13 protein-coding genes are annotated in these 13,550 nt (G+C 27.9%); 3 read left to right on the forward strand and 10 right to left on the reverse strand.

What is annotated here, in order from left to right; genetic code table 11:
• Positions 1–3 precede the first annotated feature (3 nt).
• Positions 4–444, reverse strand: a complete 441-nt coding sequence (locus AC4FQ1_RS09190) for an ACT domain-containing protein (RefSeq protein WP_303127360.1) — start codon at positions 442–444, stop codon at positions 4–6.
• Between the two features lie 235 nt (positions 445–679).
• On the opposite strand from AC4FQ1_RS09190, the gene AC4FQ1_RS09195 reads away from it, so the two are divergent.
• A complete protein-coding gene (locus tag AC4FQ1_RS09195; protein ID WP_491169524.1) occupies positions 680–1,843 on the forward strand; it encodes a dicarboxylate/amino acid:cation symporter in 1,164 nt (387 codons plus the stop codon).
• Positions 1,844–2,046: 203 nt separating this feature from the next.
• Here the strand turns inward: AC4FQ1_RS09195 and AC4FQ1_RS09200 are convergent, their stop codons facing one another.
• On the reverse strand, positions 2,047–2,571 hold the full coding sequence (locus tag AC4FQ1_RS09200; RefSeq protein ID WP_491169525.1) for a spore maturation protein: 525 nt from the start codon (positions 2,569–2,571) through the stop codon (positions 2,047–2,049).
• A 15-nt stretch (positions 2,572–2,586) separates the two neighbouring features.
• Complete coding sequence (locus AC4FQ1_RS09205) at positions 2,587–3,162, reverse strand: nucleoside recognition domain-containing protein (protein ID WP_303127354.1); 576 nt, start codon at positions 3,160–3,162, stop codon at positions 2,587–2,589.
• Between the two features lie 122 nt (positions 3,163–3,284).
• Here AC4FQ1_RS09205 and AC4FQ1_RS09210 point away from each other — a divergent pair, with 122 nt between their 5' ends.
• Both AC4FQ1_RS09210 and AC4FQ1_RS09215 read left to right on the forward strand, forming a co-directional pair.
• Positions 3,285–3,470 carry a hypothetical protein gene (locus AC4FQ1_RS09210; protein WP_303127348.1) on the forward strand — a complete coding sequence of 62 codons (186 nt, stop codon included), beginning with the start codon at positions 3,285–3,287 and terminating at the stop codon, positions 3,468–3,470.
• Between the two features lie 93 nt (positions 3,471–3,563).
• Positions 3,564–3,833: an ATP cone domain-containing protein gene (locus AC4FQ1_RS09215; RefSeq protein ID WP_303127346.1), complete on the forward strand. Its 270-nt coding sequence runs from the start codon at positions 3,564–3,566 to the stop codon at positions 3,831–3,833.
• Between the two features lie 69 nt (positions 3,834–3,902).
• Here the strand turns inward: AC4FQ1_RS09215 and AC4FQ1_RS09220 are convergent, their stop codons facing one another.
• From AC4FQ1_RS09220 to AC4FQ1_RS09250, 7 genes are all read right to left on the reverse strand, one after another.
• On the reverse strand, positions 3,903–4,589 hold the full coding sequence (locus AC4FQ1_RS09220) for a ferredoxin-like domain-containing protein (RefSeq protein WP_491169526.1): 687 nt from the start codon (positions 4,587–4,589) through the stop codon (positions 3,903–3,905).
• 112 nt (positions 4,590–4,701) lie between these two features.
• Positions 4,702–6,078, reverse strand: a complete 1,377-nt coding sequence (locus AC4FQ1_RS09225) for an MATE family efflux transporter (protein WP_491169527.1) — start codon at positions 6,076–6,078, stop codon at positions 4,702–4,704.
• A gap of 17 nt (positions 6,079–6,095) precedes the next feature.
• Positions 6,096–6,542: a hypothetical protein gene (locus AC4FQ1_RS09230; protein ID WP_303127340.1), complete on the reverse strand. Its 447-nt coding sequence runs from the start codon at positions 6,540–6,542 to the stop codon at positions 6,096–6,098.
• Between the two features lie 135 nt (positions 6,543–6,677).
• Positions 6,678–7,676, reverse strand: coding sequence for a LacI family DNA-binding transcriptional regulator (locus AC4FQ1_RS09235; RefSeq protein WP_303127338.1), 999 nt, complete (start codon positions 7,674–7,676; stop codon positions 6,678–6,680).
• A 163-nt stretch (positions 7,677–7,839) separates the two neighbouring features.
• Positions 7,840–10,950, reverse strand: a complete 3,111-nt coding sequence (gene ileS, locus AC4FQ1_RS09240; protein WP_491169528.1) for an isoleucine--tRNA ligase — start codon at positions 10,948–10,950, stop codon at positions 7,840–7,842.
• Between the two features lie 471 nt (positions 10,951–11,421).
• Positions 11,422–12,321 carry a selenium metabolism-associated LysR family transcriptional regulator gene (locus AC4FQ1_RS09245; RefSeq protein ID WP_491149222.1) on the reverse strand — a complete coding sequence of 300 codons (900 nt, stop codon included), beginning with the start codon at positions 12,319–12,321 and terminating at the stop codon, positions 11,422–11,424.
• Entirely contained in the window at positions 12,311–13,480 is a 1,170-nt protein-coding gene (locus AC4FQ1_RS09250) for an aminotransferase class V-fold PLP-dependent enzyme (protein WP_491169529.1), read from the reverse strand. Before AC4FQ1_RS09250 ends, AC4FQ1_RS09245 begins: the two co-directional genes overlap by 11 nt.
• Positions 13,481–13,550: the final 70 nt, after the last annotated feature.

Raw genomic sequence — 13,550 nt, forward strand, 5'->3', positions numbered from 1 at the left:
TTTTTATTCTACGGCTAGTATTCTAACTTTTATTACATCATCAAGCTCACTGATTTTGTATAAAAAGTTTTTAACATCTCCTCTTATTTTAGAGACATCTAATGTTATAGTAACATTTGCAGTCATATTTATTGGTATATCTTGATTAATTGTTAATATATTTAACTCATTTGTTGCAATAAAGTCTAGAACTCTTGAAAGCACTCCCGATTTATGAGCTAGTAAAAGCACAATCGTAATTTTTTTACTATTTACACCTTCCGCCATTGGATATACAAAATCCTTATATTTATAATAAGTGCTTCTGCTTATTCCAACCTTTTTAACTCCCTCTGATATATCTTTTACTTTTCCTGTATGAAGTAATTCTTTAACCTCTATAACCTTATAAAATATATTTGGTAATACTTGCTCATTTACAATATAAAATTTTTCATCTGACATATAACCCCCCCAATCTAAAGACAAATTTTAATTTGTGTATTTTAATCATAATTAAATTTATGATTATTATTTGGAATTTAGAGCATATTATCCATTATAATATGTAAGTGTTGTTTTTCTCCTAATATTAATCATTTACTCTATTTTATTGCCCCAACTAATAAATAAATAGACAAATTCAACTTTATACTATTATAATACATACAAAATACACTTGTCCACAGGAGGGATACATTTGAGAAATTTAGGACTTATTCCAAAATTAATATTAGCAATTATATTTGGTCTCATATTCGGTAAATTTATGCCAGAAAATTTCATAAGATTATTGGCAACTTTTAATTCTATCTTTGGAAACTTTCTTGGTTTTATAATCCCACTTATAATAATAGGATTTATTGTATCAGGTATTGCAGACTTAGGTAAATCAGCAGGAAAAATGCTAGGACTTACAACTTTATTAGCTTATTTATCAACATTACTTTCAGGTTTATTAGCATTTTTTGTTGCTTCAAATTTATTTCCAAAATTCGTTAAGAAATCCTTAAGTTTTACTGCAAATAATCCTGAACATAGTTTACTTAAACCATTATTTGTAGTTGATATGCCACCTGTTATGTCAGTTACAACTGCATTGCTTATTGCTTTTTTACTTGGACTTGGTATAGCTTATGTAAAAGGTCGTACTTTATATAATGCATCATTAGAATTTCAAGAAATTATTCAAAAAGTTATCAATGCTATAATTATTCCTTTAATTCCTTTTCATATATTAGGAATATTTGCAAATATGACTTATACAGGTCAGGTTCAATCTATATTCTCAGTATTTTGGAAAGTATTTTTAATAATATTAGCTCTACACTTTTTTGTTATATCATCTCAATTTACAATTGCTGGAGCTTTAAACAAAAAAAATATTTTTACTTTAATGAAAAATCAATTATCTGGTTACTTAACAGCTCTTGGAACACAATCTTCAGCTGCTACAATACCAGTAAACCTTGAAGTTGCAGAAAAAAATAGAGTTTCTAAAGGTGTTAGAGAATTTGTTATACCTCTTTGTGCTACAATCCATTTATCTGGTAGTACTATTACTTTAACTTGTTGTTCAATTGCAGTAATGTTACTTAATGGAATGCCTTTTAATTTTCCACAATTTTTTGGATTTATAGCAATGTTAGGTGTTACTATGATTGCAGCTCCTGGTGTTCCTGGTGGTGCTGTTATGGCTGCTCTTGGTGTATTACAAACTAACTTAGGCTTTAATGATGCACAACTTGCATTAATGATTGCCCTTTATATTGCTCAAGATAGCTTTGGAACAGCTTGTAATGTATCAGGTGATAATGCAATTGCATTAATAGTTAATAAATTTAAATTTAAAGAAAATAAATAATTTTATAAAATAAGGAATCTTAAATATATTAATTTAAGATTCCTTTTTATTCTTCAATTAAATTATGGAAATTTTTATTTAAAGTAATTACTTATAATTATTGTATATTAAGTCTAAATATATGTTAAGAAAATTAGATTTTAAAATTTATTAACAATAAAAGTTTTCTTAAAGATAATATTAAAAATTTAAAACATACTACATTATAGTATTATCCAATTAACAACAGTAATAGCAGCAATTATAGCTGTTATATCTGCAATTACAGCTGCCCACAATGTATGCCTTATTTTTTTAATTTTTGCAGCTCCATAATATACAGTTATAGTATAAAATATAGTTTCAGTTGTTCCCATAATTACAGATGCTACAAGACCAATAAACGTATCTGCTCCATATGTTTTAATAATTTCAGTAAACATACCCACTGCTCCACTACCTGATATTGGTTTTATAAGAATCAAAGGAACTACTTCTTCTGGTAATCCTATAGCTCTAGAAAGTGGTGAAATTATATTATTTACTAAATCCAAAAGATTTGCACTTTTAAATATTTGTACAGCTACAATCATAGCCAAAAGATACGGAAAAATTCTCATACATACAAATAAACCTTCTTTAGCTCCTTCTATAAACCACTCATACACTTTTCTCCCTTTAATCATTCCATAAAAAAGTATTATAACAACTATTATAGGAATAATACTTTTTGTAATATATGAAAACATATTAAAACCCCCTACCTAAAAATATCTTTGTAGTATTTTGCAACATACAACCCCAACTATTGCAGCTATGGTTGTTGATATAATTGCAGGTAATATTATTATTCCTGGATTTACAGAATTCGCTGCTGCTCTTATAGATATTACAGTTGTAGGAACTAATTGTATGCAAGCTGCATTCATAACTAAAAACAAAGCCATATCATTTGATGCAACACTGCTTTTTTTATTTAATCTATCCATTTCTTCCATAGCTTTTATTCCAAAAGGAGTTGCTGCATTTGAAAGTCCCATCATATTAGCAGTTAAGTTCATAACAATTGCACCAAGTGCCTTTTCATCTGTTGCTGCTTCTTTAAAAAGTTTCTTTAATAAAGGTCTTAAAATTCTTGCAATTTGTGCTGTAAGGCCACTCTTTTCAGCTATTTTCATTACTCCACACCAAAAGCACATTATTCCTACAAGTTCAATTAAAAAAGAAACTGTACTTTCACTTCCTAAAACTATTGCTTCAGTTATTTTATCTCCATTTCCAGTGAATAAAGCAAAAATTATTCCAAAAAATATCATTGCAAACCAAATATAATTAATCATTCATTCCTCCATAAAATAACTATTGTTAACAGTTAAATATATGCCTTGCACAACAGTTTTAGTAGTGATAGGATTAAAGTATAAACATAATTTTAAAAAGATATACCAAAGGAGAATCTTATATGAGAGAAGAAAATCTTAAATTAGTTCAACAAGATATTGATGAAGCATTAAAAACTGTAGAAGCCTTAGAAGAAGGTATCGATAAAGATGAAATATCAAGAGATGATATAAAAGAAAAATTCTTATCTTTAAATAATAAACTTCAACAATTAGAAGATATTCTTAAAACAGAAGGTATCCTTTAATAATTAATTTTATTAGGTTAAGATAACAATGGAAGCTTATTTATTTAAGCTTCTTTTATTTGTTTAAAATTTATATGAAAGGTGGTAATTTAAATGGAAATAGTAAATAAAAACGATAAGGTTGTTCCATTTGATGATGAAAAAATAAGGCATAGTATATTAAGCGCTGCTATGGATGCTAATTTTTCAATAACGACTGGAGATTTAGATTCCTTAGTTACAGACGTTAAAAATGTTTTAGATGTTACAACTGACGATTGTAGAGCTGCAGAAAGAAAAGAATTAATTAAATCAGTATGTAAAGTTTTATCTTTAAACGGCTTTTCAAAAATTAAACACGCATACCAAAATAAACATCATTAATTTTAAAAGCAAGAAGACCGTAAAAGTAATCATTCATTGATTATTTCTACAGCCTTCTTATTTTTTATATTATAAAACCTTTTCCTTAAAATTATCTATTCCTATTCTCTCAATAAAATCTCCAAGTTTTTCTCCTGCTTCTCCTAGTGACTTATAAACTTTAAAAATATTATCTACTATTTTTAAAGCCTCATCTTCAGAAACATCTTGAATTATTATATCAGCCAATCTTGGATTATAGCCTGCTGACCCACCAGCTGTAACTAAAAATCCTGTTTTATCTGCAATTATTCCAATATCTTTTGAATATACACTACCGCATGCATTTTTACATCCTGCAACTCCAATTTTTGTTCTACAAGGCATATCCATATTCTGATATTTATTAAGTAACTTCATTCCAGTACTTATAGTATTAAACTTTGATCTTTTACAATAACCAGCTGGACACATTTCAACATTTTTAACCGAATTTTGCTTTCTAACAGCTGGTTCCATTCCAAGTTCTTTCCATATTTCAGGTAAGTCTTCTCCATTAAGGTTTGTTATTAAAATTCTTTGACCTGATGTTATTTTAATTACACCATTATATTTTTTTGCTACATTAGTTATCTTCTCTAAATTTTCTATAGTTATAAAACCTCCTGGAATATGTGGTGTTATTCCAAAAGTTCTCTTACCATTTCTAACCTTCTGAAGATTACCATAATGAGTTCCACTTACCATATTAGGTATACCATTTACCATATTGCTCATATTTAATCCTCCATATTAAAATATACTATGCTTTTATTATATATTAACCTTAAAATTATGTTTGTAACTATTGTTACATCAAAATAAAAAAAGTGACATTTAAAGTCACTTTTTAATTAATTTCTGATGCTATTTTATTAACCTCATCTACTTCTTTTAATTTTTTAACAGAATTATAAAAAAGAATTCCTGTTATAAGTGATGAAAATCCATCACTTATAGCTCCTGAAAGCCATATTCCATTTAATCCAAATATTTTTGGAAGAATTAAAAGACAAGGTATAAGTAATATAACCTGTCTAAGAAGACTTAAAAACATTGATATTTTAGCCTTACCAATTGATTGAAAATAATTTGAACTTATTATTTGAAATCCTATAACTGGTAACATAAATAAGTAAATTCTTATACCATTTTTAGCTATATTAACAAGATTTGGGTCACTGTTAAATATTTTAATTAAAACTTCTGGGGTTAATTGTACTACAATCCATCCACAAACAACTATTATAGTTGCAATTATTGACCCATATTTTACAGTTTCCTTTACTCTATGATATTTTTTAGCTCCATAATTGTACCCTATTATAGGTTGTGAACCTTGATTTAATCCAAATATAGGCATTAAGAATATCATAGAAATGCTTGAAACGATTGTCATAGCTCCAATTGCAAGGTCTCCACCATATTCTTTTAATGAATTATTTGCTAGAACTTGGACTATACTTGCAGCTACTTGCATACTAAAAGGACTCATTCCTATTGAAAAAATACTAATAATTATAGCCTTATCAAGTCTTAAATTACATAATTTTAACTTTATTATGCTAGAACCCTTTGTAAAATAATATAATATCCATATAGTTGTAACTGTTTGAGAAATTACAGTTGCTATAGCAGCTCCCTTAACCCCCATTCCTAAAGCAAATATGAAAATAGGATCTAATATTATATTTGTTAAAGCTCCAATAAGCATTGAAAACATTGCTATTTTAGGATTTCCATCACTTCTTATAGAGTGATTTAATCCAAAACTTAGCATGCTTACTATAGTTCCAACAAATATTATTTGCATATACTCTCTTGCATATACTTCAGTAGCATTACTAGTACCAAACACTCTTAATATCGGATTTAAAAATATTAATCCTATTATAGTAATTAAAATACTTATTATAACTATTAATGTAAATGCATTTCCTAAATGTTTTTCTGCAGATTCTTTATTATGCTCTCCAAGCTTTAGAGAAACTCTTGCTGCAGTTCCAATTCCAACTAACATACCAAAAGCTAATATTATAGTCATTATAGGCATAGTAATCCCTACACCTGTTATGGCAAGTTGACCCACACCCTTTATATTACCTATATACATTCTATCAATAATGTTATATAAAGTATTTACTATCATACCTACTATTGCAGGCACTGAAAATATTCTTAATAATTTCGATATCTTTTCTTCCCCAAGTCTTTTTTGCTTATTCATATATTCCCCTCCTAATATTATATATTTACTCCCATATCTTTAAGTATAATTTTTATAGCTTTTTCTGAATAAACATTTTCTTTTTTTTCTATTAAATTGCAGTTCTTATCTAATGCTACAAAAGTTGGAACTCCTGTAACATTATATTTTTTTGCAAGATTTACTGCTTCATCATTATCCAAACTATCTGCACTTGCATGAACTATATTAAATTGATTTCCATATTTATCATGTAACAACTTAAGATTTTTTTCTGCATCAAAACTATGCTCTGACATAACACTTTTAAAAAGTATTATAGTTGGAAGTGACTTATTGATTTCATTCATACTAGTTACATATTCAGCTCTACCATACTTTATAGAATCATATTTATGTTTTTCCTCATATTTTTTATAAATAAAAAAAGAAAAAACTCCTATTACAATAACTAAAATAATAGCTATTATATATCTTTTTTTCACTAAAATTATATCCTCCCTTCATTTTTCATAAATATACTATATCATAAACTTAAATTTTTATCAGAACTAAATAAAAGCATAAATTTTTTATAAAAAATAAGCTATCTTTTGATAGCTCATTTAAATCATCATATATTATTTTACACTATTTCTTTCGATTATGTTATGTGGTAAAACATAGTGTGCTTGTTCTAACTCTTGTTTGTTAAGAAGTTTTATTAGCATTCTCATTGCAACTGAACCCATATCATAACTTGGTTGATTCATAGTTGTAAGTTTTGGATAGAATATTTCTCCAACAAAATTATTATTAAATCCCATAACACTAACATCTTCAGGAACTCTTATTCCATTATCTCTTAATCCGTTTATAACTCCCATTGCTAACTCATCTGTAGCACATATTATACCTTCTACCTTATAATCAGATTTTATAAACTTTTCAGCCGCTTCATATCCACACTTAACTTTAAGCCCTGATAAATGAATTAATTCTTCATTTAACTTTTCCCCTGACTCAGTTATAGCTTTTTCATAACCTATGTATCTATCGCTCCATGCATTCATTTCATCTTTATCAAGACCTACAAAAGCAATATTTTTTAAATCTTTATTTATTAAATATTTTGTTGCATCATATGCAGCTTCTATATTATCAATAGTTACACTAGGTAATTTTCCTTCTTTATCTTTAGTTTCAACAAGAATTGTTTTTAAATCTAACTCATTTATTAAATCTAAAATTTCATCTTGTAATGAACTACTCATATAGATTACTCCATCAACCATCTTTTCTTTTAATACTCTTAAATATTCTTTTTCCTTCTCTACATCAAAGTCAGAATTTCCAAGTATTATATTGTAATCATATATATTAGATACATCTTCAGCTCCTCTTACTATCTCTGGATAGAATTGACTTGATATATCAGGTATTAATATTCCTATTGTTTTTGTTCTTTGCGTTTTTAAACTTCTTGCAACTATATTAGGTCTATATCCTAATTTCTTTATAGCATCTAAAACCTTCTTTTTTGTGTCTTCATTCACAACATCTATGTCATTTAAAACTCTTGAAACTGTAGCAATTGAAACCCCAGCTTCTCTTGCAACATCCTTAATAGAAGTAGCCATAATTTATCACTCCTAATCATATTTGATAATTTATTATACTAATATATTCGCTTTATTTCAAGAAAACCCCTTCTTTAATTATAGTTTCTCTAAAAATTATGTAAATATATATTAATAAATAAAAAAAACTAGAAAGCATTAACTTTCTAGCTTTTTTAATATTTTATTTTACAACTTCTACAGTCATATCTAGTTTTTCACCGTTTATAGTTACTTCTGTATAATCAAATTCTCCATTAAATACTATATCTTTTGTTAAAGTTTCCTTTTTAATAGTATCTTCAAACTTTTTAATTACATCAATTAACATATCATTATTTGCAACATAAAGATTTATATTATCCGCAACTTCAAATCCTTTTTCTTTTCTCATGTTTTGGATTTTTGAAATCATTTCTCTTACATGACCTTCTTCTCTTAACTCTTCAGTTATATGAGTATCAAGAACAACACCAGTATCTCCTTCTCCAGCAAAAGCAAATCCTTCTAAACCTTGCATAGTTACAAGAACACTTTCTGCATCTAAAGGTATCTCTGTTCCATCTACATTTATAACTTCAACTCCACCATTTTGGATTTTTTGAGCAAGTTCCATTTGATTTCTTGAAGCTATTTCTTTTCTTATTCCAGGTATTAATTTACCAAATTTTCTTCCTAAAACCGGTAAATTAGGTTTTATTTCAAAATTAACATATTTTGAAAGGTCTGCTCCAAACTCAATTTCTTTTATGTTAAGTTCATTAGCTATAATATCACCATAATATTCTGGAAGTGATTTTGTTGAAACAAGTATTTTTGAAAGTGGCTGTCTATTCTTAACGTTAGCTCCATTTCTTGCACTTCTTCCAAGCTTAACTATTGTATAAGCTAAATCCATTTCCTTTTCTAGTTCTTTATTTATAGCTGATTCATCAGCCTTTGGCCAAGAACATAAATGTATGCTTTCTGGAGCATTTTCATCCATATTAACAACTAAGTTTTGATAAATTTCTTCTGTTATAAATGGAACAAATGGTGCTGCAACTTTAGCTAAAGTAACAAGTACTTTATTTAATGTTACATAAGCTCCAATCTTATCATCAGTTAATTCTGCTGACCAGAATCTTGCTCTATTTCTTCTTACATACCAGTTTGATAATTCATCTGTAAACTCTTCAATCGCAAGAGCTGAACCTGTTATATTGTATTCGTCTAATCCAGTCTCAACAGTTTTAATCAATGTATTTAATTTTGAAAGTATCCATTTATCCATTACATTATCTGACTCAAAATCAGCATATTTAGTTGGATTAAATTTATCTAAGTCAGCATATAGTACATAGAATGAATATACGTTCCATAATGTGCTTAAGAACTTTCTTGAAGCTTCTGCAACATCATCTATTGAGAATCTAGTTGGAAGCCATGGTGCACTTGCAGTATAGAAATGCCATCTTGTAGCATCTGCACCTTGTGCATCAAGTACATCGAATGGATCTACAACATTACCTTTTGATTTACTCATCTTTAATCCTTTTTTATCAAGGACATGACCTAAAACTATACAGTTTTCAAATGGATTTCTATCAAATATTGCAGTTGAAATTGCAAGTAATGTATAGAACCATCCTCTTGTTTGGTCAACAGCTTCTGATATAAATTGAGCTGGGAAATTTTGATCAAATAATTCCTTATTCTCAAATGGATAATGAAGTTGAGCAAATGGCATTGATCCTGAATCAAACCAACAGTCAATAACTTCGTGAGTTCTCTTCATTTTTTTACCGCAATGGCTACAAGTTAACTCAACTCTATCTATAAATGGTTTGTGTAATTCTATATCTTCTGGAACATCTATTCCTTTTTCCTTTAATTCAGCAATGCTTCCAATACATTCTCTATGTCCGCATTCACATTCCCAAATTGGAAGTGGAGTTCCCCAATATCTATCTCTTGAAATACCCCAGTCTATAACATTTTCTAAGAACTTACCAAATCTTCCTGTTCTAATATTATCTGGTAACCAATTTATTTTATCGTTATTAGCTAATAACTTATCTCTTAAAGTTGTCATAGAAACAAACCAACTATCCTTTGGATAGTAAAGAAGTGGAGTATCACATCTCCAACAATGCGGATATGAGTGTGTATGCTTTTCAGCTTTAAATAATTTATTTTCTTCTTTTAAGTAATCACAAATTGCTTGATCGCACTTTTTAACAAATTTTCCAGCCCAAGGTGTTACTTCAGCAACGAACTTACCTTCTGCATCAACTAAATTTATAAATGCCATATTATTCTTTTTAGCAACTAAATTATCATCTTCACCATAAGCTGGTGCTATGTGAACTATTCCTGTACCATCTGTAAGAGTTACAAAATCTCCATGAATTACTTCAAATGCTTTACCTTCCGGCTTGTGGAATGGTAATAATTGCTCATATTTCATTCCTAAAATATCTGCACCCTTAAATTCTTTAATTACTTCAAATTCTTCACCAAGTACTTTTGGTGCTAACTCTTTAGCTAAAATATACGTTTCATCTCCAACCTTAGCTTCAATATAATCATATGATTTATTTAAACATAATGCTACGTTTGAAGGTAATGTCCAAGGAGTTGTTGTCCAAGCTAGTATATATTTATTTTCTTCTCCAGCTACTTTAAATTTAGCAACTGCAGTTAAATCCTTAACATCTTTATATCCTTGTGATACTTCGTGTGATGAAAGACCTGTTCCACATCTTGGACAATATGGCATAACTTTATGACCTTTATATAAAAGATCTTTATCCCACATTTGTTTTAATGCCCACCATACTGATTCAATGTATGGATTATGATATGTTACATATGGGTGTTCCATGTCAACCCAGTAACCAATTTTATCAGTCATTTTTTCCCACATGTTAACATATGTGAAAACACTTTCTTTACATTCTTTTACGAATTTTTCTACTCCGTATTCTTCTATTTGCTCTTTACCTGAAATTCCAAGTTTCTTTTCTATTTCAAGCTCAACTGGTAATCCGTGAGTATCCCAACCAGCCTTTCTTATAACTTTAAATCCCTTCATAACTTTATATCTTGGGATTATATCCTTCATAACTCTAGTTAAAATATGTCCTACATGAGGTCTTCCATTTGCTGTTGGCGGTCCATCATAAAAAGTAAAATATTCACCATCTTGATTCATGTCAAAATTTCTTTTAATTACATTTCTAGCTTTCCAAAGGTCAGCTACTTCTTTTTCCATACCTACAAAACCATTTGTAAGTTCTACTTTTTTGTACATGTCAAAACTCCTTTCTCTAATTGCTTTTTTTGTTAAAATATTTCTATATATAAATAAAAAAACCTCATCCTTACTATAGGACGAAGTAAATTACTCGCTATACCACCCATGGTATTACAAAATCAATTATATTGATAAAGTATCAATAATATAATAATAAGTTTTCTCTCTTACTATTTTAATTGAAATCAACTATTCAAGTACTAACATACTCTATTCTTTAACGCAGAATTACGTGTTAACTTAATAAGTAATATTTACTGTTCGGCCACCAACTCCTAGGTGATTTTCATTAATTTTTACTATAGCTTTACACCAACCAACTACTCTCTTTAAGTAAAAAAATTAACTACTTTTCCTAATCACTGTCTTTATTAAAGACATTATATATTATGCATATTAAAAAGTCAATTATGTAAATTTCTATATATTTGAAATATATTATTAATGATTTATTCTTTATATATTAATTTAATATTTATCATTATAATATTTCTTTATAAATTTTATAAACTTCTTAATGTGTTTTGGCAATATTTTATTCTTTTTATACGTTATGTACAAGTATCTATAAGTTTCTTTTTCTCCGATAGGTAATGATATTATTTTTTTAGTTTTAACCATATCGTATATTACTTTACTAGATACAATTGAAATACCCATTCCATTTGCTATTGAATTTTTTATAGCTTCTTGATCATTCATACTAGCTATAATTTTTAAAGAATCTGGTGAAATCCCAATACTCTCTATAAATTTATAAGCTTCCCTTCTAGTTCCTGAACCATTTTCTCTCATAATAACTGGCTCTTTAAGTAAATTTTTTATATCAAAATTTTTATAAAGAAATTTTTCATAATGTTGATTATTAGGAACTGCAACAACAAGTTCATCACTAAAAAAAGGATCATATATAAATTCTTTATCATTTGTATTTGTTCCGACAAAACCTATATCAAGATTTCCATTTGAAAGTTCCTTTAAGACTCCTTCACTATGAGAATGCCATACATTAAAAGAAGTATTAGGTTCTAATTTTCTATATTCACATAATATCTCAGGTAATATATAAGATGACGGTATAGTAGATGCACCTATATTAATAATATTCTTTTTGGAAGAAGTAAATTCATCTAAAATTTTTTGTCTAAGCTTCATCATACTAACAGCATAATCATAAAGCTTTTCACCTTCTTTAGTTACAGTTATCTTTTTTGTTGTTCTACTAATAAGTTTCGCATTTAATTCATGTTCAAGAGACTTTATATGCGTGCTTATCGTTGGTTGTGTAAGACATAATTGTTTTGCAGCCTCTGAAAAACCATTATAATCAATAACAGTAACAAAAGCCTCAAGTTGTTTAAGCTCCATATACAATCCTCCTTAAAGCATCGATTGCATAATAAACTTCTTCCTCTGTATTAAAATGACTAAAAGAAAAACGAATAGTTCCAGTTGGATATGTACCTAAGGTTTTATGTGCATTTGGAGCACAATGAAGTCCTACTCGAGTCATTATTCCATAATCTTCATCTAAAATATGTGATATAAGAGCTGGGTCTTTTTCAATTGGTTGAATAGAAACAACAGCAGCTCGTCCATTTATGCAACTTTTTCCTATAATTCTAACTTTATCAATACTCTTAATCTCTTTAATAAACTTATCTGTAAGTTTAAGTTCTTTATCTCTAATTTTATCTATACCTATTTTATTTAAATAATTAATTCCAGCATTAAGTCCTAAAATACCTGGAATATTTAATGTTCCTGATTCAAATTTATCAGGAAGAAAGTTTGGTATATCTTCACTATGAGAAGCGCTACCTGTCCCACCACTTATTAATGGAGTCAGCTTATCAGCCATAAAATCAGTTGTAATAAATCCACCAATTCCTTGTGGTCCTAGCAATCCTTTATGTCCTGTAAAAGCTAAAATATCTATATTCATTTTTTTCATATCTATATCAAAAACTCCTGCTGTTTGGGCAGAGTCAACAAAAAACTTAAGATTATTTTCTTTGCATATTTCTCCTATTTCTTTTATAGGAAGTAATGTACCACATACATTTGATGCGTGTGTAATTATAATCGCTTTAGTATTATTTTTTATAAGAGGTTTTACTTTATCTAAAAGAATTTCCCCTTTATCATTACAAGGAATTCTATCAAACATAACTCCTTGTGATGATAGTTGTATTAAAGGTCTCATAACTGCATTATGTTCCATTGAAGAAACTAATACATGATCTCCTTTTTTTAAATATCCCTTTAAAATAAAATTTAAACTTGTAGTAATATTTGATGTAAAAATTACATTTTTACAATCATTAAAATTAAACATTTTTGCTATATTTTCTCTAGTATCAAAAATCAAGTCTGCTATTTCATAAGCCTTATTATATCCACCACGATTAATATTAATGCCATATTCATTAATAAAATCAAACATCGCTTTAGATACAGAATTAGGCTTTGGAAATGATGTGCTAGCATTATCAAAATAAATTATATTTTTCTCATTAATTCTCATAAAACTCTCCCTTTTCCATAATATATCCTTTAATGTAAATTATTATAAATATTATAATTTAAAATTTTAA

This window comes from Clostridium sp. TJA020 (assembly GCF_058310295.1).

Bases quoted from the DNA above. Each gene is read 5' to 3' on its own strand.
- AC4FQ1_RS09215 (WP_303127346.1), top strand. From the start codon at position 3,564: ATGGAAATAGTAAATAAAAACGATAAGGTTGTTCCATTTGATGATGAA.
- AC4FQ1_RS09190 (WP_303127360.1), bottom strand. From the start codon at position 444: ATGTCAGATGAAAAATTTTATATTGTAAATGAGCAAGTATTACCAAAT.
- AC4FQ1_RS09225 (WP_491169527.1), bottom strand. From the start codon at position 6,078: ATGAATAAGCAAAAAAGACTTGGGGAAGAAAAGATATCGAAATTATTA.
- AC4FQ1_RS09220 (WP_491169526.1), bottom strand. From the start codon at position 4,589: ATGAGCAATATGGTAAATGGTATACCTAATATGGTAAGTGGAACTCAT.
- AC4FQ1_RS09210 (WP_303127348.1), top strand. From the start codon at position 3,285: ATGAGAGAAGAAAATCTTAAATTAGTTCAACAAGATATTGATGAAGCA.
- AC4FQ1_RS09245 (WP_491149222.1), bottom strand. From the start codon at position 12,321: ATGGAGCTTAAACAACTTGAGGCTTTTGTTACTGTTATTGATTATAAT.
- AC4FQ1_RS09250 (WP_491169529.1), bottom strand. From the start codon at position 13,480: ATGAGAATTAATGAGAAAAATATAATTTATTTTGATAATGCTAGCACA.
- AC4FQ1_RS09235 (WP_303127338.1), bottom strand. From the start codon at position 7,676: ATGGCTACTTCTATTAAGGATGTTGCAAGAGAAGCTGGGGTTTCAATT.
- ileS (WP_491169528.1), bottom strand. From the start codon at position 10,950: ATGTACAAAAAAGTAGAACTTACAAATGGTTTTGTAGGTATGGAAAAA.
- AC4FQ1_RS09205 (WP_303127354.1), bottom strand. From the start codon at position 3,162: ATGATTAATTATATTTGGTTTGCAATGATATTTTTTGGAATAATTTTT.
- AC4FQ1_RS09200 (WP_491169525.1), bottom strand. From the start codon at position 2,571: ATGTTTTCATATATTACAAAAAGTATTATTCCTATAATAGTTGTTATA.